Below are 20,743 nucleotides of genomic sequence, written 5' to 3' on the forward strand. Positions count from 1 at the left end.
CCCGTGCATCACGTGGGCCATAACAGCGCTGGCGTGCCGCGCCATCAATCGCCTGGCTTCGTTGGTTGCGGCCTGGGGGCATTCGGACTCGAGCACCTCGAGGTGCGAGGCGATTGGGCCACCATTTTCGATCAAGCAGAAATAGACCACGAAATTTCTCCCAAACTATAAGGCGATAGTTTGCGCGTGCACTGCCGGCCTCTTGCAGCCAATGGCATTCAGATTATCTTGGATCGCAATGGCCTGACCTTATACTGAAGCCCAGGGTTATGATCCTAACCTATGTTAGTCGCTGTATTGGTCTTCCGTGTTTCAGTCTCGCCGCCGTTGGCTAGGCGGCGTGGGCTCGGGGTCAGGTTTTTGCTGCGCAGCGGGTCAAAGCGCCAACGGTCGGCCAGGCAGGCTGTGGTCGATCCCGCCCTGCCTATTCGCCAACCCACAGACGCGCCGATGAAAAAGTGGCTTGGAAGCAGGATCCTAATTCTGGTGATCGGCGCCACCGCCATGTTCACCCTCCTGAGTCTCCTTGTCCTCGCTCAAGGTCTGATCGCGCTGGGATAGGGCCTGGGACCGCCTCTGCCGCCCGGGCTGTGGTCTGAAAGGGTGCTTCAGGTTTCGGCGACCGCCGCGAAATTCTGAGCAAGACCCAGCCTCGCCGCTCTTCCGTTGCAACGCCCGAAGGCCCTCGTCGTTGTTCAGCAGGGAGAACAATATGAAGCCTGGTGTTGCAATGGCGGTTTGGGCGGTTCCACGTCCCGCTCTCGGCGCTTACAGCGCCCGCCGCGCTCCAGGCCCTGCAGTTTCAAGCCCCAGACAAGTCAGCTGAAGGATACGCCATGGCCAATCCACCCCCTGCAAACGCCCAGCCCGGTGAGGGCGGCGAACTCCACCAGACCGCCTCTACGCCTGACACGCGCCTTACGACCAACCACGGCGTGCCGGTCAGCGACGACCAGAACTCGCTGAAGTCCGGCCGCCGCGGCTCGACCTTGCTCGAGGATTTCGTGCTGCGCGAAAAGATCCAGCACTTCGACCATGAGCGCATTCCGGAGCGCATCGTCCACGCGCGGGGATCGGCCGCCCATGGCTTCTTTGAACTGACCGAGAGTCTGGAAGACTACACCACGGCCAAGATCCTGACCGAGGTTGGAAAGAAGACCGAGGTCTTCACGCGCTTCTCGACGGTGGCCGGGGGCGCGGGGTCGGTGGACACGCCGCGCGACGTGCGGGGCTTCGCCGTGAAGTTCTACACGACCGAGGGAAATTGGGATCTGGTGGGCAACAACATCCCCGTCTTCTTCATCCAGGACGCGATCAAGTTCCCGGATCTGATCCACGCGGTGAAGATGGAGGCGGACCGCGGCTATCCCCAGGCGGCCAGCGCCCATGACACCTTCTGGGACTTCATCGGCCTGATGCCGGAGAGCACGCACATGGTGATGTGGGCCATGTCCGACCGGGCGATTCCGCGGTCCCTGCGCATGATCGAGGGTTTCGGGGTCAACACCTTCAGACTGATCAACGCCAAGGGGGAGGCGACCTTCGTCAAGTTTCACTGGCGCCCGAAGCTGGGAACCCAGTCGACCTGCTGGGACGAGGCGGTCAAGATCGCCGGCGCCGACCCGGATTACCACCGCCGCGACCTGTTCGAGGCCATCGACCAGGGCGATTTCCCGGAGTGGGAGTTCGCGGTTCAGTTGCTGAGTCAGGCTGAGGCGGACGCCCTGCCGTTCGATATTCTGGACGCGACCAAGCTGATCCCCGAGGAGACGCACCCGCTTCGGGTCATTGGCCGCATGGTGCTGAACCGCAACCCGGACAACTTCTTCGCTGAAACCGAACAGGCGGCCTTCCTGCCGACCAACATCGTGCCCGGCATCGACTTTTCGGAAGATCCTCTGCTGCAGGGCCGGCTCTTCTCCTATCAGGACACGCAGCTGTCGCGCCTGGGGACGGTCAACTTCCATCAGATTCCGATCAATCAGGCCAAGGGTTGTCCCTTCCAGAACTTCCAGCGCGACGGCCACATGCAGACCCAGGTCTTCAAGGGACGTGCCAACTACGAGCCCAACAGCCTGGCCGAGGCGGGCGAGGAGGGCGGGCCGCGCGAGGACCCGCAAGGCGGCTTCCGCACCGCCGCCGTGGCGATGGACGGCGAGAAGGTCCGCCTGCGCGCTGAGAGTTTCGCCGACCACTACAGCCAGGCGCGGCTCTTCTTCCGCTCGCAGACCGAGATCGAGCAGGCCCACCTGGCCAGCGCCATCGTGTTCGAGCTCTCGAAGGTGTCGCTTGACCATGTGCGAAACCGGGTCGTGGCCAATCTGCGCAATGTCGATGAAGACCTGGCGAAACGGGTGGCGAACGGGCTGAACCTGCCGCTGCCCAAGGCCGCGAAACCCGCGGTCGATCCGATCGATCTGGAGCCGTCGCCCGCCCTCAGGATCGTCGGCAAATATCCGGACACGCTGAAGGGGCGCAAGGTCGCGATCCTGGTCGCTGACGGGTCTGACGGCGCCGTGGTCGCGAGTGTCCGCAAGGCGGTGGAAGGCGACGGCGGCGCCGTGTTTATCGTCGCGCCCAGGGTGGGCGGAGCGACGCTGGCTGACGGCTCCACGATGGCCGCCGACGGTCAGTTGGCGGGGAGCCCATCGGTGCTCTTCGATGCGGTCGCGGTCGTCCTGTCAGACGACGGATGCGCCCAGCTTCTGAACGAGGCGGCGGCCGTGGACTTCCTCAGGGACGCCTTCGGCCACCTCAAGGCCATCGGCCATACGTCCGAGGCTCGACCGCTTCTGGACCGAGCGGGAATCAAGCCTGACGAGGGGGTTGTCGATCTGTCGACGGCGAAGGCGGCGGACTTCTTGCCGCCGGCCCGCACGCGTCAGTGGGCGAGAGAACCGGGCGTGCGAACCCTGGCCTGATCGCGGTCTTGTTGCCTTGATGCGGAAAGGTTGGGCGTCAGGCGGCGATGTCCAGCCTTTCCTGCATCGAGGGCGGCAGGAGAGGCTCGGGCGGAAAGCCGAGATCGGGATTGCTCCGCACCTCGATCAGGCGTTCGCCGTGATAGAGGCACAGGGTGGAGAAGCCGAACCACTCGGTCATGACGGGTTCAAGCGCCTTTCGCGCCGAGGCGTCGTCGCTCGCTTTCAGAACGCGAATTTCCCCGGCGGGAACGCCGGGCATGTTAACGATGCAATAGTATGAAATCACGCCACTTTCCTTAAGTTGGCGCTCAAACGGCCTTGGGATGGAAGAGTTCCGCCCTGGACGGTCAAAGCTTGGTCTCACCCGCAATTTCGCAGTCGCCCGTTCGCGCGCGATTTCGTTTGCGTGGGTCGTAGAGCGGCTGGCGAGCGGTGCTCGGGTACAAATCGCCAGGGAGATCGCGTCTTATGTTCCTGTTTTGTTCGATCTCTGCTAGGGCTTCGCCCCATGCCAGCCCCTTCGTCGCGCAAGATCATCCACGTCGATATGGACGCCTTCTTCGCCTCGGTGGAGCAGAGGGATGATGCCCGGCTGCGGGGGCGACCGGTCGCGGTCGGCCACGCGGCCTCACGCGGCGTGGTCGCGGCGGCCAGCTATGAGGCGCGTCGCTTCGGAGTGCGCTCGGCCATGCCGTCCAGCACGGCCCTCAGGAAGTGTCCGGAGCTCATTTTCACCCCGCCGCGCTTTGAGGTCTATCGCGCGGTGTCTGCTCAGATCCACGCCATCTTCGCCGACTATACGAACCTGATTGAGCCGCTCTCCCTCGACGAGGCTTATCTTGACGTGACCGCCAACATCCGAGGGCTGCCGACGGCCTCGGCCACAGCCGAAGAGATAAGGGCGCGCATTCTACAGGAGACTGACCTGACCGCTTCGGCCGGCGTCTCCTACAACAAGTTCCTGGCCAAGCTGGCTTCCGATCAACGCAAGCCTGACGGCCAGTATGTGGTGCCGCCGGGAAGGGGAGAGGCCTTTGTCGAGGCGCTGCCGGTCAAGCGCTTCCACGGCGTGGGACCCGTGACGGCGGAGAAGATGAGCCGATTGGGGATCCAGACGGGCGCAGATCTGCGCCGCCAATCTCTGCCCTTCCTCCAGCACCATTTCGGCAAGTCGGGCGCCTGGTATTACGGCGTGGCGCGCGGGGAGGACCATAGGCCGGTCAATCCCGATCGTGAGCGCAAGTCGAGCGGTTCGGAAACCACCTTCGCCAGCGATCTGGTCGAACCCGCGGCGATTGAGGCGGGGGTGGACCAAATGGCGGACGAGGTCTGGGCCTGGTGCGAGAAGGCCGGGGCGCTGGGTCGGACAGTGACGGTGAAGGTCAAGTGGGCCGACTTCCGCCAGTCCACCCGAAGCCGTTCCTTCGACGCTCCCGTCGCCTCAAGGGCGAGGTTGAGGGAGATCTCCCGCCTTCTGGTGCGGTCGCTCTATCCCCCGAGCAAGGGCGTGCGTCTGGTCGGGGTCACCCTGTCCAACCTGGAGCAGGGGTCGTCCAGGGCGGGGCCTGACGAACTGGCGCTGTCATGAGCCTTGTCCAGGGTGATCTTTTCGGCGCGGCGCCCGGTCCTGTCCTTCCTTCAGGCTTCGACTATTGGCCGAATCTTCTGTCCGCTTCGGAACAGGATGAGGTGGTGGCGTCGCTCCAGCGCCTTGAGGTCAGGCCCTATGAACATCTGGGCTATCAAGGCTTTCGACGTATCGCCGCCTTCGGACGCCGATATGATGTGGCGCGACAAGGGTTGGAGGCGGCAGACCCCTGGCCAGACTTCTTGCAGCGCCTGCTCTCGCGGTTGACGGAGCGGCTTGGCCTGGAGGCCGAAGCCTTTGAGCAGGCGCTTGTCAACGAGTATGCGCCGGGCGCGGGGATTGGCTGGCATAGGGACCGGCCCGTCTATGGCGAGATCCTCGGGGTCTCCTTCCTGGCGCCCTGCGTCATGCGTTTGCGCCACAAGGAAGGGGGCGGGTGGCGTCGCGCCGGCGCGCCATTGGAGCCGGGCTCCGCCTATCGGCTGTCCGGCGCCGCCCGACGGGACTGGGAGCATTCGATCCCGCCGATGGCGGCACTGCGCTATTCGATCACCTTCCGAACCCTGGCCTGAGGCGCGAGAGTCAGCCTGACAGGATTTCGGAGGCCTCTGGAAAACGTTGGACCAGTCGCGACGCCCAGTCGCCGGACATGGCGCGGGTCTGTCGGGCTTCACGGGGGCGCGACAGGACGAGGGCGGCGGCCTCGCGGTGGGCTGGCCAGTCCATCAACAGGCGCATGGCCGCCTCGAAGTCCGGGTGTTTGGCGGCGTATGCGAACGCCCGGTCCAGAGCCTCGACGTCATCGAAATCGGGCAGGCGGGAAAGGAAGTCGCGCAGAACGGACGCCGACAGGTCGCGCTCGAACAGGCTCCAACGCAGGTCCTGGGCCTCCTGTCGGCTGCCCTCAGCGTCCAGAAGGTCGATGGAGGCGGCTTCCCAGGCCGTGGTCAGGCGCGGGGCGCCGTCCTTCGGCTTCCCGCCCAAGGTCCAGCGGCGATTGAGCGGGGAGGGGCTGAGCGCGGCTTCAAGGGCGGCGCGGGCCTCCGCTGTGCGGCCCGCGCCAAGGAGGCGACGGGCGATGTCGGCGGCGATGTCGGGGGAGGCGGCCTGCTCAGGGGTGACAAGCGAAAGCCAGAGGTCGAGATCCTGGGCCCTGTCTGCAAGGCGGCGCACAAGGTTGCGACCCGCAGGGCTCTTTGTGGCAGAGACCTCCAGATGATCGATCATCCGCCGCGCCGTATCAGGGGCCAGGGCTTCGCCTGCGGCAGCGATCCAGCGGCTGTAATCCTGGGGGTGTCGAGCAAGCGCGTCAGCAAGATCCCGAAACGAGCCGTCGTTGGTCGCCTCAGCCAGAGTGAAGAGATCAGGCGCAGCCGCCTCGAAGGCGGCTGCGAGTTCGCCCTTGGTGTCCTTTACGCGTGCGACCAGGCCCGGGTAGAGATCAAACCAGCGGACAAGGACGGCCAAGGCCTCGCCGGGCGCCTCGCGCGCCAAGCGCTCGACGATCATCAGGCGGTGGACGTTCAGATCGTCGATCAACTCGCCGCGTTTGCGCCATGACACACGGGTGCGGGCGGCGGCGAGCGCACTGAGGCGTTTGTCGATCTCCAGGGCCAGCGCATCAGCGCCGACTTCAGCCGCCAGTTCAAGGCGCAGGCGGCGCTTGAGATTGGCGTTTCCGGCGCCCGCCTCGATAAGAAGGTCAGCGAGACGAGGCGCGCCGAGATGGACAAGGCTCGCGGCGGAAAGCCGCGTCGAAATCCTGGATTGTCGCGCCATGAAATCCCTTGTTCGGACGGGCGGTCTTTGTCGGGCCTCATAGCACGGCCGGGAACCGAGGACCGCCGCCTTCTCGTCCCGAACCTCTTTGACCGGGGCGTCCCGACCTGTTCCGCAAGACCGGAATCCGACCTTGGGGGCCTGAGTCATCAGGTTCGGGAACCGTAGCCGTCGGCTTTCGCTCTCTCTCTGGCCACGGAGGAAGCATGAACCAGACCCATGTCATCGAGCGCGCCTTTCAGATCGCCGACGAGAACCGCGCCTGCCTGAAGATCAGTGACCTCCATGAAGCCCTGGCGCGTGAGGGCTACACGATCACCGATCTCATGCATCTGCAGGGTTGGAGCATCCGGGAGCAGTTGCGGACTCGAATGAGGACGCGTGGGGCGACGAGCGCGCGGCTGCAAACCGCGACCGCCTGACGTCGTACCGACAGGGCGACAGACGTCTCCCGACCGTGCAAAAGGCCACCGCCGACGGCCGTCGGCGCCAGGTCCATGAAGAGAGTTCCATGCCAAAGGTCGATGACACGGTCCATATCCGCTTTTCCATGCGCGGCGTGCCCGGACCGTTCTGGCAGACCAATGCGGTCATTGCTTCGGTGAGCGGAACCTCCCTTTTGCTGGACGGCTTTGATCGCCCCGCCCCCGCTGAGGTTTCCGAGCTCAAGTCCGCCGGGCCCGGGCGGTGGACGCTCGACTGGGAAGTCCGCCGCCGGCCCTGAGGTCACCCTCCAGCATCAATCTTCTATGACGAGGCTGCGCGTGCGGTCCTGAACGAAGGCGACCACTCAGGCGCGATGTCTGTGCTCGGAGCCGCCGGCTGGATGTGTGCGGACACCGGCATGACCGCCTCGCCGCAACGGCAGGAGGCCTGACGCAGGCCGGCGAGGTCTAGCACCTGGACCTTTCCTCGCCCGAAGCGCACCAGATCCTGAGCTTGAAGACGCGCAGCTGCCGCGTTGACGCTTGTTCTCTGCACGCCGAGCATCCCCCCGAAATCCGCCTGGGTGAGAAAGAGCGGCGCGCCGTTTCCGCCACAGTGGAGACGAACAAGCCATTTAGCGAGCCTTTCAGGCACCAGATGGGAGGCGTTGCACGCTGCCTCTGTGGCGAGGGCGTCAAGCCGCGTCATTGCGTGAAGCGCCACGAGACGGGTCAGCCATACCCATCCCATGGCCTCGATGAGGGGAGCGGCGGCGGCGCGGTAGACGACGGTGTCAATCAGGGCTCTGGCCTGCGGGCGTCGGGCGCCTGGCTCCAGAGCCTGATCCCAGCCGTGGACAGATCCTGCCGTCACGGCCGTCACGCAAATACGCCCGCCGTCGGGAAACAGGCCCGCCACGCCCGAGAGAATGAAATAGAGCCCGTCATCGTTCGGGAGGACATCGCCTGCCGAGAGCGCCACCCGACGACCGCTCGCCTCTATCCGGGCCTGGGCGTCGAGGGGCAGGGCCTGGAATACGGGGTGATCCCGGATTTCGAGAGGAACGCGAAAACTGGAGGCAAGGGCTGTGAGGCCAGTCGTCGTCTGCATGTCGCGCTCCTGGGAGGGCGAATGTGGCGCCTCGTGGCGCGGTCGCCACTTACATGGGTTAGGCGTTCGGCGGCGGTCGGCGACGGAACCGTGCGAAGGCTGGACAGTTTCGCAAGCGTTGCCGCTGTTAGCGGCGCGTCGCCTGGAGGTTGCCCTGATCAGCCCGTTGATCGAAAAGCTGTCGCGTCGAGACTTCATCTCTGAGGAGGAGAAGGCCGTTCTGGCGGATGTGGTCGCGCCGCCGGTCACCCTGAAGGCCGGTCAGAACATCGTCGAACAATATGATCGTCCGTCCCGCAGCACGCTTTTGCTGGACGGTTTCGCGGCTCGATACGTCGTGCTGATGAACGGCGCGCGCCAGATTACGGAACTCAACGTCCCCGGCGACTTCGTCGATCTGCACAGCCTTTTGATGAGCCCTATGGATCACGGGGTGGTCTGCCTGACGGACTGCAAGGTCGGTTATTGTCCCCACGAGGCGCTCCGTTTCATTTCCCAGACTCAGCCCCACCTGACGCGGCTTCTGTGGCTTGAAACTCTGATAGACGCCGCGGTGCATCGGCAATGGCTGGCGGGTCTGGGGCGGCGCACCGCCTTCGGTCGCTTCGCCCACTTCCTTTGCGAGGTCTATCTCCGTCTTGCTTCGGTGGAGAGAGCGGAGGGCCATCGGATGGAACTGCCCCTGAGCCAGGCGATCCTCGCCGATGTGCTTGGGCTCTCGGCGGTCCACGTCAACAGGTCCGTGGCCCAGTTGCGCGCCGATGGGCTTGTCGAATGGAGCGGACGTATGATCAGAATTCTGGACTGGGATCGGCTGGTGCGGGTGGCGGAGTTCGATCCGACCTATCTGCGCCTGGGGCGCGACCCGGTCTGAGCCCACGCAGTTGCGGATAGTATGCCCGCGGTCAGAGGCTGGGTCCGCAGTCCGCACTCAAATTGGCGGCCTGTGCCAGGCTCGTGAGGTTCTGTAGCACGGCGCGCCCTGCGCGGTAGTCGACGAGGGCGTTGCGTCGCAGTTGTTGCAACGTCCGATTCATGTGGACGGCGCTCAAACCTAGAATGTCGGCCAACATGTCCTGGGTCAGCGGAAGGTGGAGAACTCCGGCGACGACAGGGCCCAGGCGGGCCTGCCTCTCATGAAGTTCCAGCAGAAGATGAGCTGTGCGCTCGTAAGCATTGAGTCGCCCCAGTCTTATGACCTGACGCGCCATACGCAGACGTTCGGCTGTACGGAAATGCCTCCAGGCCTCCAGCAGGCGCGCGCTCTGCGTCGGCGGTTGGGACATGGCGGTCCAGAAGGCGGTGGCGTCTATTGTCACAGCATCGGTGAGGGCCCAGACCAGCATGTCGGCATCGACCGCACCCGAAGCGACGATTATCTCGCCGGGTAGATTGAGACCCACGATCTGGCGACGTCCGTCCTCCAGCATGGCGCCGCGCGCGGCCCAGCCCTTGAAGACCAGTCGCGCTTCATTGCGCTCCGGAGCCAGGGGGACAGGCGTTCCCGCCGCATGGGTCTGCTGGGCGCCGGTGAAGCAATCACGGATATAGGCGATGTCGTCCGCGCCCAGCGGTCCAAAACTAGACAGCATCCGCTCCAGCGACTCGGTGTGCCGGGTTTCGAAATGGGTTTCCGACTGATTCTTCATGGCCTTAGACCAACAGCATGGCTTCGGCGCTTTTGTTCTTCACATAGGTTGGTTTCGGGACAGTTGGCGCGCGGTTCTGGGGCGCGGAAGCGCAGGGCGGCGCCAACCGATCCCGGGCGCGCGCGTCTAATTATGCCGACTTCGAAACGACGCCGCGGGTCAGCCCGGCCGCCCAGCCCCGCTCCCCGCACAACAGGAAGAGAGCTCTGTCGGCGGCCGGGCTGTCCTTCAGGTGATCTTCTTGGCCGCCGTGAAGCCCAGAACCAGGAAGATCGCAAAAACGATCAGGGCGAGAATCGCGAGGATTTTGGCGATCCCCGCCGCCGCGCCCGCGATCCCGCCGAATCCGAGAAGGCCGGCGACGATGGCGATGACGGCGAAGATAAGGGCCCATTTCAGCATGTGAATTTTCCTCTCATTGCCGGAAGCCAGCCCAACGTCGCCCGTTCGACAGGGGTTCCAAGGCTTCGCTGGTCATCCGCTGCCCCGGGCGTTGAGCCCTGCATCTCCGAAGCCGCTTGTGTGAAACGGCTGCGAACGATCAGGTCTGGGTCGGATTCCCGACCTTGATGCTGGGCCGTGGAACCCGCTCCAAGGCCGTCGGGTTGGTTGGATGCAGTCTCCCGGGGGGGAGACATGCTTGACGGCCCGGTTTGTCGCGACCCGCACCGCGACGGATCGGGTCGCTTCAATTCCGCGCTTCAGCAGACTAACTCCGCTCCAAGGCTTGCCGTAGACTATAGACTTAGTCCGAAGACGAATCTTTGAACTAGCCAGAGTCTAAGCAGATTGGGCTGCGTCCTATCGACATTGGCCATTCTATCATGCGTCCTGATGATATTGCGGGTATTGTGTCGGATAGACGTCACATCTCGCTCTAAGTCTTGGGTGTCGGCGCTGACGGGTCGGTCATCGCTATTAAAAAACTAGAAGTTGGGAACCCTCTTCGACGCGGAAGGCTTGTTTTCCTGCCATCACCAAAAGGGACAAGCGGAATGACGAGAGCGATCATCGCCTTGGGTGCGACAGTATTTTTGTTGGCTGCCTGTGGAGACAACAAGGCGGACGAGGGCCGTGTGGAAGGGCCTGTCGTTTCGGAATCCGAAGCGCCTCGCAATCCTGCTGTCGACACTGCGCCGGGCGGGGATGCCGCCCTGACGCCAGGCGCGAACTCCTTCACCGAGGCTCAGGCGCGCTCGGCGATCGAGAAGCAGGGCTACGCCGTCGTGGGTCCGTTGAGCCAGGACGCCCAGGGCATCTGGAGCGCTACAGCCACCCGGAACGGCGCTGAAAGCAAGGTGTCGGTCGACTACAAGGGCGCAGTCAGCGCCTCGGCCAAGTAAGAAACAGAATAAAAAAGGTGCTTCGAATGACCGTAGTTACGCGACTTTTTGACAATCACAGCGACGCCCTTGACGCCGTCTCCGCCCTTGAGCGGGCTGGCGTCGAGGCTGATCGGATCAGCCTTATCTCCAATAATTCCGATAACTGGCATGACGGACATGCCCATTCCGGGGATGGGCGCCAGCTTGGCGACATGAACGGCGACGGAGAGAATGAAGTCGCCGAAGGCGCCGGGAAGGGTGCAGCGACCGGGGGCGTCCTGGGTGCTGGCGCGGGCGTGCTCGCCGGGCTTGGCATGCTCGCGATACCCGGGTTGGGCCCCGTGGTCGCCGCGGGATGGCTCGCCTCGACTGCTGTGGCTGCTGCGGCGGGCGCTGCGGTCGGCGGGGCCGCCGGCGGGCTCTTGGGCGCGTTGAAAGAGGCTGGTCACGACGAAGCGGACGCTCAGGTCTATGCAGAGGGCGTCCGTCGCGGCGGGACATTGGTTGGCGTCAGGACGGACGAACCTGATCGCGTTCGGGTGGAGACGATCCTTAACGATCGTCGGGGTTTCGACTCCCTCTCGCGCGGCGCGGCCTATCGCGAGAACGGTTGGTCGGGGTTTGACGCCGCAGCAGAGCCTTGGACGCCTGAGCAGATCGCCCAGGAACGGGCGCGCTACAACCGATAGGCCTTCTGACTGTCCGGTCCACTCGATCGAACCTGCTGAGCGGTGATGCGCTGCTGTAGGATCGAAGCTCGGCCCTCCGTCGCAAGACGGGGGGCCGATGCCTTTAAGGTGCGCTCGGAGGATTCTTCCATCCCTTGGTGTTTGCAGCGGCTTTTAGGGAACAGATCGCGACCCGCCATGTTGAGAAAGGGGAGGGTGTTACAATGATGATCTTGGCCTTGACCGCCGCCATCCTGTTGGATGCGAAACCAAAGACAGACCGTTTGCCTAGGGATGAAAACCCCACCGCGGCTGATCAATCCGCTGCGCCCGCCCCACTGCTGACTGTCGCTGTGACCCTGGAGTGTACGGCGCGGGCGGCCGGACGAGTGGAGGATTGCCGGGTGCTCGGCGAGACTCATCCCGGTCTCGGTTTCGCAGAGGCGGCCATCACCTTGATGCGCGATGCCGAGGTTGAGCCGGGACCCGAGGATTATCAGTTCGCCCGCACGATCCAATTTACCCCCTAGGTCCCCGGGCTTGCCACGCCGCCGCCGCAGCGCGGTGCGACCTATGATTCCGGCTCGGGTCGAAAAAACAAGCACAGGTTATTGCGCTGGTCGCTGCGACCTCTAGGCAGGGGGCTCCCGTCGTTCACCTGAGGTCAGACTGCTGATGATGTTGTTCCGTCGCCCGTCCGCGGGTTCGAAGAGCGAAGCCTGGTCCGCAGCAGGCCTGGGCCTGGTTCTGGCCTTCTTTCTCGCGACGAGCGCTGTGGCCTGGTTCAACGTCCAGGTGCTCAGGGCGAATAATCAGCAGATCATTCACACCCACCAGGTCATCGTCGCCGTCGATGACCTTCTCTTGACCGTTCAGGACGCAGAGACGGGCCAGCGTGGATATCTGCTCACCGGCAACCCTCTCTACCTTCAGCCCTACGACATGGCCGCAGCCGCCGTGACGCGTCGTCTGGAGGATGTGGCGCGCCTCACCCGGGACAATCCGGTGCAGCAAGCCCACCTGAGCCAGGTCCGCAGACACATCGACGCCAAGATGAGCGAGCTGGACGCCACTATTCAGGCGCGACGCGCTGAAGGCCTGCAGGCCGCTGTAGCCAGGATGAACACGGATCGCGGCAAGGCGGAGATGGACGCCATTCGAAACGAGGTGAATCTGATGAGGCAGGAGGAGCAGAAGCTCCGCCTGGCGCGCCTCGATGAGATGGACGCGGCCTATGGAACGGCGCTCGTCAGCGGCGTGCTTTCTGGCCTATTGGGCGCCGCCCTTACTCTGGTGATCTTCGCTCTTATCCGCCGCAGCGCCCGTCAAAGGGCCCGCCAGGAGTGGATCCACAAGGGTCAGGTCGGTCTGTCTGACGCCATGATGGGCGATCAGTCAGTTGAACAGCTGGGGGACAGCATCCTCAGCTACCTGGCGCGTTATGCCGATGTTCAGGCTGCGGCCCTATTCAAAGGGGAGGGGGGCGTTTTCCGGCGTGTCGCCGCGCTTGGCGTGCCAGCTGACGCGTCGATCCCGGAGCGTTTTGGTCCGCGCGAGGGTCTGTTGGGTCAGGTCGCCGCCGAGGGCCGCGTGCTGGAAGTGCCGGATGTGCCGGAGGGCTATCTGACGATTGGCTCGGCCTTGGGACGCGATAAGCCCAGGCACCTCGTCATCGCTCCGGGGCGCGCTGACGGCGAGATCAATGCCGTTCTGGAACTGGGCTTCCTTCGCCTTCCCGACGACCGTCTCCTCGCGCTTCTCGAGGAAACCGCGCCGCTGATCGGCACGGGATTGAGATCGGCTCGCTACCGCGCCCGACTTCAGGACATGCTTGAGGAGACCCAACGGCAGTCCGAAGAGCTTCAGGTCCAGAGCGAGGAGCTCCGGGTCTCCAACGAGGAACTTGAAGAGCAGGGGCGCGCCCTCAAGGAATCGCAAGTGCGTCTGGAACAGCAGCAGGCGGAACTGGAACAGACCAATAGCCAGCTCGAAGAACAGGCTCAGGTGCTGGAAACCCAGCGTGATGATCTGGAGCGCGGCTCGGCTGCGCTGGGGCTCAAGGCGCGGGAGCTGGAGCAGGCCAGCCAATACAAGTCCGACTTCCTCGCCAACATGTCCCATGAGCTGCGCACGCCGCTCAATTCGCTGCTGATCCTGTCGAAGCTGTTGGCCGATAACCCCGACGAGACCCTGTCGGAGGAGCAGGTCAAATACGCGCGCACCATTCAGTCTTCGGGCAATGATCTGCTGACCCTGATCAATGACATCCTCGACCTGTCCAAGATCGAGGCCGGCCATATCCAGGCGCGCCCTGAGGCGGTGTCCTTGCAGCGTCTGGGCGACGACCTCCGTCAGATGTTCCAGCCGGTGGCTGATGATCGCGGCCTCGCCTTCGAGATCGACCTGGGAGCGGGCCATGACGTGCTTGAGACGGATCGCCAAAGGCTTGAGCAGATCCTGAAGAACCTTCTGTCGAACGCCTTCAAATTCACCGAGAAGGGCAAGGTGACCCTGTCGGTCTCGGCCGTCGGATCAGACGAGGTGGCCTTCGCGGTTTCGGATACGGGCATCGGCATCGCCCCGGAGCAGCAGAAAGGCGTGTTCGAAGCCTTCCAGCAGGCGGACGGCACCATCAGCCGGCGCTATGGCGGGACCGGCCTGGGCTTGTCCATCTCGCGCGAACTCGCGCGCCTTCTTGGCGGCCGAATTCGACTCGAAAGCCGAGTTGGCGAAGGCAGCGTCTTCACCCTGATCCTTCCTCGGATCTATGATGCTTCGCGCGTGGCGCCGAGAGAGGCGGCCTCCAGCGCGCCCGCTCAAGTCCAGTCGGAGCGGGTTGCAACCCCTCGTGCGGCGGAACCGGCCTCGCTGCCAAGGACGCTGGAGGACGACCGCGATCATCTGGCGGGGACGCGTCGCCTGCTTCTGGTCGTCGAGGATGATGACCGCTTCGCCGCCATTGTCCGTGACCTGTCGCGTGAGATGGGGTTCCAGTGCATTCTGGCAGGCACCGCGGAGGAGGCGCTCAAGCTGGCCAAGCGCTATCGGCCCAACGCCGTGGTGCTCGATGTCGGCCTGCCGGATCAGTCCGGCCTCACGGTGCTGGACGTGCTCAAACGCGACGACGACACCCGCCATATTCCCATCCACGTCGTCTCTGCCGACGATCACAGCCAGACCGCCCTGTCGCTCGGGGCGATCGGCTATGTGATGAAGCCGGTCGCGCGCGAGGCCCTGGCCGACGTGCTCCGATCGCTGGAGGAGAAGCTGACGCGAACAGTGCGGCGCGTTCTCATCGTCGAGGACGATAGGGTTCAGCGCGAGGCGGTCAGCAAGCTGCTGGAATCCAGCGATGTCGAGACAGTGGGCGTCGGCACGGCGGCGGAATGCCTCGAACAACTCAAGAGCCAGACCTTTGACTGCATGGTTCTTGACCTGAGTCTGCCGGACGCTTCCGGCTTCTCCCTGCTGGAGACCCTCAGCCGCGAGGGCGGGCAGGGCTATCCGCCGGTCATCGTCTATACTGGACGCGACCTGTCGCCGGAACACGAGCAGCAGCTTCGTCGCTATTCCAGCTCCATCATCATCAAGGGCGCCAAGTCGCCTGAGCGGCTGCTCGACGAGGTTTCCCTGTTCCTGCACCAGGTGGTGTCGGAACTGCCGCCCGAGCAGCAGAAGATGATCCGCAAGGCCCGCCATCGCGACGCCGTGCTGGAAGGACGGCGGATCCTCATTGTCGAGGACGATGTGCGCAACATCTACTCCCTGACCAATGTGCTGGAACCCCGCGGCGCCCGCATCGAGATCGCGCGCAACGGCAAGGAGGCGCTCGAACGTCTGGAGCGGTCGGCTGAAGATCCGGCTCAAACCATCGATCTGGTGCTGATGGACGTCATGATGCCGGTTATGGACGGCCTGACCGCCACGCGCGAGCTGAGGAAGGATCCACGCTGGCGCGACCTGCCGGTGCTGATGCTGACGGCCAAGGCCATGCCCGACGACCAGGAACGCTGCATCGCTGCAGGAGCGAACGACTACATGGCCAAGCCCCTGGACGTGGACAAGCTGCTGTCGCTCGTGCGTGTCTGGATGCCCCGTTGAGTCCGGTCGCGCCCCACGAGGTGGAAGACATAGAGATCCAGCTGCTGCTGGAGGCGTTATTCCAGCGCTACCACTATGACTTTCGTCATTATGCGCGAGCCTCGATCAAGCGCCGCCTGCTCCAGGCCCGCACCCATTTCGGGCTGCCGAGCCTGACGGCGCTTCAGGAGCGCGTCCTGCACGACCCGGAGATGCTGCCGCAGCTTTTGGGTTTCCTGACGGTCCAGGTCAGCGAGATGTTCCGTGACCCCGCCTATTTCCGGGCTCTGCGCGAGCAGGTGCTGCCGCATCTGAGGACCTATCCGTCCCTGAAGGTGTGGATCGCGGGATGCAGCGCCGGCGAAGAGGTCTATTCGCTGGCCATCCTTTTCCGTGAGGAAGGTCTGTTCGACAGGACGATGTTCTACGCCACGGACATCAATCCTGACGCGCTGCGCGCGGCGGAGGCCGGCGTCTATTCGCTGGATCGCATCCGCAAGTTCACCGAAAACCACCAGAAGTCAGGCGGTCGCACCTCGCTGTCGGACTATTACACCGCCGACTACGGTCGGGCGGTGTTCGACAAGTCCCTGAGGACCAATGTCGTCTTCTCGGACCATAGCCTGGTGTCGGATGCGGTCTTCGGCGAGATGCAGCTGATCTCGTGCCGCAATGTGATGATCTACTTTGATCGTCCGCTACAGGATCGCGCTGTCGGCCTGTTCAAAGACTCGCTGGCTCGCAACGGCTTCCTGGGCATCGGATCCAAGGAGAGTTTGCGTTTCTCGCGGCATGCCGGCGCCTTTGCCGACTTCGTGCCGGAAGAGAAGATCTATCGCAGGCGCGAGCCATGAACCCTGTTCCTGCCCGAGCCATCGTGATCGGCGCCTCGGCCGGAGGCGTGCAGGCGCTGCTCACCATCCTGCCGGCTCTGCCCGCCGATCTTCCTCTGCCGATCATGGTCGTCCTGCATGTGCCCGCCGACCGCAGCAATGTTCTGGCGCCCCTGTTCGCGTCCAAATGCGCGCTCATCGTGAAGGAGGCGGAGGACAAGGAGCCCACGCGGCCGGGCGTCGTCTATTTCGCCCCATCCGATTATCATCTTCTGGTCGAGGCGGACGGCGCTCTGGCCCTCTCATCCGACGAGCCGGTCAACTACTCCCGCCCTTCCATCGACGTCCTGTTCGAAAGCGCCGCTGACGCCTATGGCGCGGGGCTGATCGGCTTGGTTCTGACCGGCGCCAATGCGGATGGGGCGGCAGGACTGAAGGCAGTCGCCGACGCCGGCGGTCTCGCTCTCGTTGAAGACCCGACCTCCGCCTATGCCCGCCCCATGCCGGAGGCTGCCCTTCGCGCCTGTCCGGCCGCACAAGTGATGTCGCTGCCGCGCATTGAAGAATTCCTGAAAGGCCTTGGACAAGCATGACTAGCCCGGAGAAGCCGATCCATCTCCTGCTTGTGGACGATCTCGAGGAGAACCTCCTCGCCCTGGAAGCTCTGCTGAAGCGTGACGGCGTGGTCTGTCTCAAGGCCCGCTCCGGCGATGAGGCTCTCGAGCTTCTCCTGGTGCATGACTTCGCCCTTGCCCTGGTCGACGTGCAGATGCCGGGCATGGACGGTTTTCAGCTCGCGGAATTCATGCGCGGCAACGCCAATGCGCGGCACATTCCGATCATCTTCGTCACGGCGGGCAGCGCCGACCAGCAGCGCCGCTTCAGGGGCTATGAGGCCGGGGCGGTGGATTTCATCCAGAAGCCGGTCGAGACGGACGTCCTGAAGAGCAAGGCGAACGTCTTCATCGAGCTGTATCGTCAGAGACAGGAGATTCTCTCCCATCGAGACGAGCTCAAGGCCTATGCCGCGGCCCTCAGCGCCGCCGACCGCCGCAAGAACGACTTCATCGCCATGCTGGGTCACGAGCTGCGCAATCCGGTCATGGCCCTCCAGGCGGGCCTCCATCTGCTTGAGAGGCAGAAGGAACCGGAGAAGAGCGCCCTGATCCACGCCCGCATGGAGGTCCAGGCCCACCATCTGTCCCGGCTGATCGAGGATCTGCTGGACGTGGCGCGCATCGACCAGGGAAAAATATCGCTGAAGCGCGAGCGGGTGACCGTGCAGAGCATCATCGACTCGGCGGTAGACACCAGTCGGCCCAAGATCGACGCAGGGGGTCACGACCTGACGGTCGAGATGCCGGGGACCCCGATCTGGCTCGACGGCGACTTCACGCGTCTTTCCCAAGTGGTGAGCAACCTGCTGACCAATGCGGCCAAATACACGCCATCGGAGGGCCGCATCCAGGTGTCGGCCAACCGGGTCGCGGACCGTGTGCGGATCGATGTCGCCGATAACGGCGTCGGCGTGCCGGAAGAGATGCAAGTCCGTGTCTTCGACCTGTTCACGCAGTCGAAAGGGCCGGACGACCGGTCGCGTGAAGGCCTCGGCATCGGGCTCGCCCTGGTTCGCGAACTCGTCGAAATGCATGAGGGCGCCGTTGAGTTGGAAAGCAACGGGGCGGGGTCAGGAAGCCGCTTCACGGTCTGGTTCCCGGTCGTCGGCTAGGGGCTCTGCGACGTTAAGCTTGCTTTCGTACGCTAGGGAACCAGCTAAGCAGCTGACGGTTCGTACTGCGAATGTAGAGCTTGTCGCCTGCCGCTGGCCGGTCGACGCTTTTGGAGGCGCAGGGCGTGCAGAAATCGGTTTCGGCGAGCGAGAAACGGGCACAGCCCACGGCGCCTGAAAAGGCCAAGGCTGAAGCCGTGGCGAAGGCGCGTTCCGTCGCACCTGATCTCGCCGCGCGCATCGGCAGCACGCCGGCCACCAAGTTCCGGGGGGACCCTGTCATCTTCGGTCGGTTGGTCGAGGACCATGACCGCCACCGTGCGCTTCTGGCCATGATGGAGGAGACAGAGGGTAAGTCTCCCGACCGCGTGCGTCTTTTCGACGAACTGGTTCATGAATTGAAGGCTCACGCCGCCGCCGAGGAGCAGGCGCTGTGGTCCAGCGTGCTGAGAAATCCCGCCACGACGGATTTCGCCCGCCACGCCGTCGCCGAGCACAAGGAGATCGATGATCTCCTGGCGGATCTGGCCGCGCGGGACATGGCCTCTCCCGGCTGGATACGGCGCTTCGCCGCCCTGCGAGAAGAATACCTCCATCACATTCGCGAGGAAGAGCAGGAGCAGTTTGTCGCGGCTGAAAAGGCGTTGAGCCCGGCTGATCTCCGCCACATGCGCACCGTCTTCAACAGGCGGAAGAAGGAAGAGAAGGCGGCCGTCGAGGTCGAAAAGAAGATCCGCCTCAAGGCCTGATGTCCTTGCTCCGGGGCGGGCAGTCGCTCCCGAGGGGCCAGCCGGAATTGATTGTGCGGCCGCGACGTTGACTGACGAAACTGAGGGGGCGGCGACACGTGACATTGCAACAAGGACTGGCGTTCGGACTGATTGCGCTGACGATCGGCGCCTTCATCTGGGGCCGGTTTCGCTACGATCTGGTGGCGGCGGTCGCCCTCGTGGCGGGCCTCGTCCTTGGGGTGGTTCCGGCGGAGGCCGCCTTTGACGGGTTCAAGAACGACGTCACGGTCATCATCGCCTGTGCGCTGATCGTCTCCGCGGCCTTTGCCCGCTCGGGCATTGTCGAAGCGGCGATGCGCCGGGTTCTGCCGCTGTTGAAGACCGAGCGGAGCCAGGTTCCGGTGCTGACCGGGGTCGTCACCCTGCTGTCCATGGCCACCAAGAACGTCGGAGCGCTGGCCATTATGATGCCCGTAGCCCTGCAGGTGGCCCGCCGCACCGGGTCAGCGCCGTCACGACTGCTGATGCCTATGGCCTTCGGGGCCATGGCGGGAGGGATGGTGACTCTGGTCGGAACCGCGCCGAACATCATCGTCGCCCAGGTGCGCCAGGAGGTCGTGGGCCAGCCGTTCGGCATGTATGATTTTGCGCCAGTCGGTCTCGGCCTGACGGCCATCGCCCTGGCCTTTCTCGCGTTCGGCTATCGTCTGCTGCCCCGCGAACGCCAAAGCGCCGCTGTGATGAATGCGGCTCTTGATGCGAACGCCTACGTCACCGAGGTCAGCGCTCCGGACGACTGGGCGCCCGGATCCATGACGGTGTCAGCCCTGATGAAAAGCGGGGAGGGGGAGGTTCGGATCATGGCCCTGATCCGCAACGGCCGGCGCCGGCCTAACCCGCGTGGAAACGTGGTCGTCAAGGCCGGGGACATCCTGCTTGTAGAGGGCGAACAGCAGGGGCTTGAAGCCTTCTTGGCAAGGGCGCGTCTGAAGTTGGTCCGGGAAAACCGTCCCATCGCCACGGAGAGCGCCGCCGAGGAGATTGCGGTCATCGAAGCCGTCGTCGGCCGTAACTCGCCTTTGCAGGGCCAGTCGGTTCGACAGTCGGACCTCTACGGGCAGCATGGCATCAACCTGCTGGGCGTCTCGCGCAGCGGTTACGAGCTGACCCAGCATCTTCGGACGGCCAAACTGGCGTCGGGCGACATCCTTCTGCTTCAGGGGGCGGAGCAGGGCTTGCCGACCGCGTTGAAAGCCCTCGATCTGCTGCCCCTGGCTGAGCGGGAGGTGCGACTGGGCAGTCGGCGCAAGCGCTTCCTGCCCGCCATCGTCCTTGCGATCGCCATGATCCTTGTCGGTTTCGGCCTTGTCCCGGTCGCCGTGGCCTTCTTTGGCGCGGCCGTGGTGATCGTGGCTATGGGCGGGCTGAAAATGCGGGAGGCCTACGCCGCTCTGGACGGACCGCTTCTGGTCCTCATCGCCGCCTTGATCCCGGTTTCGGACGCGATCCAGCAGACCGGAGGTTCCGAGCTGATTGCGGGTCTGTTGAGACATGTCTTCAGCGGCCTGCCCGGGGTGCTGGCGATCTGCGGGGTCATGTTGGCCTCAATGGCGGTGACCCCCTTCCTGAACAACGCGGCGACGGTCCTGATCGTCGCGCCGATCGGCGCCACCCTGGCCAGGCAGCTCGGGTTCAATCCCGATCCCTTCCTGATGGCGGTGGCGGTGGGGGCGGCCTGTGATTTCCTCACCCCCATCGGACACCAGTGCAACACCCTGGTGATGGGGCCGGGCGGCTATAAGTTCTCCGACTATCCCAGATTGGGCGCGCCTCTCAGCCTGCTGGTGCTTCTGGCCGGTCCGCCGCTGATCCTGTTGTTCTGGCCCCTGCATGTCTAGGGC

The 20,743-nt window shown here is 64.2% G+C and carries 20 protein-coding genes; 15 read left to right on the plus strand and 5 right to left on the minus strand.

Translation table 11 applies throughout. The features are described from left to right. The first annotated feature begins 836 nt into the window (after positions 1–836). Positions 837–2,921: a catalase gene (locus tag HNP51_RS05705; RefSeq protein ID WP_184268041.1), complete on the plus strand. Its 2,085-nt coding sequence runs from the start codon at positions 837–839 to the stop codon at positions 2,919–2,921. Between the two features lie 37 nt (positions 2,922–2,958). Here the strand turns inward: HNP51_RS05705 and HNP51_RS18490 are convergent, their stop codons facing one another. After that, the gene (locus HNP51_RS18490; RefSeq protein WP_260398346.1) at positions 2,959–3,102 is read right to left on the minus strand and encodes a hypothetical protein; all 144 of its coding nucleotides are present in this window, start codon (positions 3,100–3,102) and stop codon (positions 2,959–2,961) included. 330 nt (positions 3,103–3,432) lie between these two features. Between HNP51_RS18490 and dinB the strand changes: the two genes are divergently transcribed. Beyond that, positions 3,433–4,512, plus strand: a complete 1,080-nt coding sequence (gene dinB / locus HNP51_RS05715) for a DNA polymerase IV (protein WP_184268045.1) — start codon at positions 3,433–3,435, stop codon at positions 4,510–4,512. Continuing rightward, positions 4,509–5,084 (plus strand): alpha-ketoglutarate-dependent dioxygenase AlkB, encoded by a 576-nt coding sequence (locus tag HNP51_RS05720; RefSeq protein WP_184268047.1) that lies wholly within the window; start codon positions 4,509–4,511, stop codon positions 5,082–5,084. Before dinB ends, HNP51_RS05720 begins: the two co-directional genes overlap by 4 nt. Positions 5,085–5,094: 10 nt before the next feature. Here HNP51_RS05720 and HNP51_RS05725 read toward each other — a convergent pair whose 3' ends face one another. After that, positions 5,095–6,291: a DUF6880 family protein gene (locus HNP51_RS05725; protein ID WP_184268049.1), complete on the minus strand. Its 1,197-nt coding sequence runs from the start codon at positions 6,289–6,291 to the stop codon at positions 5,095–5,097. Between the two features lie 206 nt (positions 6,292–6,497). On the opposite strand from HNP51_RS05725, the gene HNP51_RS05730 reads away from it, so the two are divergent. Together HNP51_RS05730 and HNP51_RS05735 are read left to right on the plus strand one after the other, a co-directional pair. Then, on the plus strand, positions 6,498–6,713 hold the full coding sequence (locus HNP51_RS05730) for a hypothetical protein (protein ID WP_184268051.1): 216 nt from the start codon (positions 6,498–6,500) through the stop codon (positions 6,711–6,713). Between the two features lie 89 nt (positions 6,714–6,802). Further along, complete coding sequence (locus HNP51_RS05735) at positions 6,803–7,015, plus strand: hypothetical protein (protein ID WP_184269073.1); 213 nt, start codon at positions 6,803–6,805, stop codon at positions 7,013–7,015. A 23-nt stretch (positions 7,016–7,038) separates the two neighbouring features. Here the strand turns inward: HNP51_RS05735 and HNP51_RS05740 are convergent, their stop codons facing one another. After that, on the minus strand, positions 7,039–7,827 hold the full coding sequence (locus HNP51_RS05740; RefSeq protein WP_184268053.1) for a Crp/Fnr family transcriptional regulator: 789 nt from the start codon (positions 7,825–7,827) through the stop codon (positions 7,039–7,041). Between HNP51_RS05740 and HNP51_RS05745 the strand changes: the two genes are divergently transcribed. Further along, positions 7,826–8,701, plus strand: a complete 876-nt coding sequence (locus HNP51_RS05745) for a Crp/Fnr family transcriptional regulator (protein ID WP_184268055.1) — start codon at positions 7,826–7,828, stop codon at positions 8,699–8,701. The two genes, HNP51_RS05740 and HNP51_RS05745, sit on opposite strands and share 2 nt — an antisense overlap. A 31-nt stretch (positions 8,702–8,732) precedes the next feature. On the opposite strand, the gene HNP51_RS05750 is transcribed toward HNP51_RS05745, so the two are convergent. Further along, positions 8,733–9,476 carry a Crp/Fnr family transcriptional regulator gene (locus HNP51_RS05750; RefSeq protein WP_184268057.1) on the minus strand — a complete coding sequence of 248 codons (744 nt, stop codon included), beginning with the start codon at positions 9,474–9,476 and terminating at the stop codon, positions 8,733–8,735. A 228-nt stretch (positions 9,477–9,704) separates the two neighbouring features. Beyond that, positions 9,705–9,878 carry a DUF1328 domain-containing protein gene (locus HNP51_RS05755; protein ID WP_184268059.1) on the minus strand — a complete coding sequence of 58 codons (174 nt, stop codon included), beginning with the start codon at positions 9,876–9,878 and terminating at the stop codon, positions 9,705–9,707. Between the two features lie 593 nt (positions 9,879–10,471). Between HNP51_RS05755 and HNP51_RS05760 the strand changes: the two genes are divergently transcribed. The 9 genes from HNP51_RS05760 (at position 10,472) to HNP51_RS05800 (ending at position 20,740) form a co-directional block, all read left to right on the plus strand. Then, the gene (locus tag HNP51_RS05760) at positions 10,472–10,819 is read left to right on the plus strand and encodes a hypothetical protein (protein ID WP_184268061.1); all 348 of its coding nucleotides are present in this window, start codon (positions 10,472–10,474) and stop codon (positions 10,817–10,819) included. 26 nt (positions 10,820–10,845) lie between these two features. Next, the gene (locus HNP51_RS05765; RefSeq protein WP_184268063.1) at positions 10,846–11,490 is read left to right on the plus strand and encodes a hypothetical protein; all 645 of its coding nucleotides are present in this window, start codon (positions 10,846–10,848) and stop codon (positions 11,488–11,490) included. 203 nt (positions 11,491–11,693) lie between these two features. Further along, entirely contained in the window at positions 11,694–11,999 is a 306-nt protein-coding gene (locus HNP51_RS05770) for an energy transducer TonB (RefSeq protein ID WP_184268065.1), read from the plus strand. 145 nt (positions 12,000–12,144) lie between these two features. Next, entirely contained in the window at positions 12,145–15,570 is a 3,426-nt protein-coding gene (locus HNP51_RS05775; protein WP_260398348.1) for a response regulator, read from the plus strand. Next, positions 15,567–16,403: a protein-glutamate O-methyltransferase CheR gene (locus HNP51_RS05780; protein ID WP_260398349.1), complete on the plus strand. Its 837-nt coding sequence runs from the start codon at positions 15,567–15,569 to the stop codon at positions 16,401–16,403. The genes HNP51_RS05775 and HNP51_RS05780 overlap by 4 nt, the downstream gene beginning before the upstream one ends. After that, positions 16,400–16,975 (plus strand): chemotaxis protein CheB, encoded by a 576-nt coding sequence (locus HNP51_RS05785; RefSeq protein ID WP_184268067.1) that lies wholly within the window; start codon positions 16,400–16,402, stop codon positions 16,973–16,975. Before HNP51_RS05780 ends, HNP51_RS05785 begins: the two co-directional genes overlap by 4 nt. Then, the gene (locus tag HNP51_RS05790) at positions 16,972–18,111 is read left to right on the plus strand and encodes a hybrid sensor histidine kinase/response regulator (protein ID WP_184268069.1); all 1,140 of its coding nucleotides are present in this window, start codon (positions 16,972–16,974) and stop codon (positions 18,109–18,111) included. Before HNP51_RS05785 ends, HNP51_RS05790 begins: the two co-directional genes overlap by 4 nt. 125 nt (positions 18,112–18,236) lie before the next feature. After that, complete coding sequence (locus HNP51_RS05795; RefSeq protein ID WP_184268071.1) at positions 18,237–18,860, plus strand: hemerythrin domain-containing protein; 624 nt, start codon at positions 18,237–18,239, stop codon at positions 18,858–18,860. A 98-nt stretch (positions 18,861–18,958) separates the two neighbouring features. Beyond that, positions 18,959–20,740, plus strand: a complete 1,782-nt coding sequence (locus HNP51_RS05800) for an SLC13 family permease (RefSeq protein WP_184268072.1) — start codon at positions 18,959–18,961, stop codon at positions 20,738–20,740. Positions 20,741–20,743 lie beyond the last annotated feature (3 nt).

Origin of the sequence: Brevundimonas bullata (assembly GCF_014207965.1) — a bacterium.
Taxonomy (GTDB): Bacteria; Pseudomonadota; Alphaproteobacteria; order Caulobacterales; family Caulobacteraceae; genus Brevundimonas; species Brevundimonas bullata_A.

Coding starts and splice junctions, on each gene's coding strand:
- HNP51_RS05705 (WP_184268041.1), top strand. CDS start 837: ATGGCCAATCCACCCCCTGCAAACGCCCAGCCCGGTGAGGGCGGCGAA.
- HNP51_RS18490 (WP_260398346.1), bottom strand. CDS start 3,102: ATGACCGAGTGGTTCGGCTTCTCCACCCTGTGCCTCTATCACGGCGAA.
- dinB (WP_184268045.1), top strand. CDS start 3,433: ATGCCAGCCCCTTCGTCGCGCAAGATCATCCACGTCGATATGGACGCC.
- HNP51_RS05720 (WP_184268047.1), top strand. CDS start 4,509: ATGAGCCTTGTCCAGGGTGATCTTTTCGGCGCGGCGCCCGGTCCTGTC.
- HNP51_RS05725 (WP_184268049.1), bottom strand. CDS start 6,291: ATGGCGCGACAATCCAGGATTTCGACGCGGCTTTCCGCCGCGAGCCTT.
- HNP51_RS05730 (WP_184268051.1), top strand. CDS start 6,498: ATGAACCAGACCCATGTCATCGAGCGCGCCTTTCAGATCGCCGACGAG.
- HNP51_RS05735 (WP_184269073.1), top strand. CDS start 6,803: ATGCCAAAGGTCGATGACACGGTCCATATCCGCTTTTCCATGCGCGGC.
- HNP51_RS05745 (WP_184268055.1), top strand. CDS start 7,826: ATGTCGCGCTCCTGGGAGGGCGAATGTGGCGCCTCGTGGCGCGGTCGC.
- HNP51_RS05740 (WP_184268053.1), bottom strand. CDS start 7,827: ATGCAGACGACGACTGGCCTCACAGCCCTTGCCTCCAGTTTTCGCGTT.
- HNP51_RS05750 (WP_184268057.1), bottom strand. CDS start 9,476: ATGAAGAATCAGTCGGAAACCCATTTCGAAACCCGGCACACCGAGTCG.
- HNP51_RS05755 (WP_184268059.1), bottom strand. CDS start 9,878: ATGCTGAAATGGGCCCTTATCTTCGCCGTCATCGCCATCGTCGCCGGC.
- HNP51_RS05760 (WP_184268061.1), top strand. CDS start 10,472: ATGACGAGAGCGATCATCGCCTTGGGTGCGACAGTATTTTTGTTGGCT.
- HNP51_RS05765 (WP_184268063.1), top strand. CDS start 10,846: ATGACCGTAGTTACGCGACTTTTTGACAATCACAGCGACGCCCTTGAC.
- HNP51_RS05770 (WP_184268065.1), top strand. CDS start 11,694: ATGATGATCTTGGCCTTGACCGCCGCCATCCTGTTGGATGCGAAACCA.
- HNP51_RS05775 (WP_260398348.1), top strand. CDS start 12,145: ATGATGTTGTTCCGTCGCCCGTCCGCGGGTTCGAAGAGCGAAGCCTGG.
- HNP51_RS05785 (WP_184268067.1), top strand. CDS start 16,400: ATGAACCCTGTTCCTGCCCGAGCCATCGTGATCGGCGCCTCGGCCGGA.
- HNP51_RS05790 (WP_184268069.1), top strand. CDS start 16,972: ATGACTAGCCCGGAGAAGCCGATCCATCTCCTGCTTGTGGACGATCTC.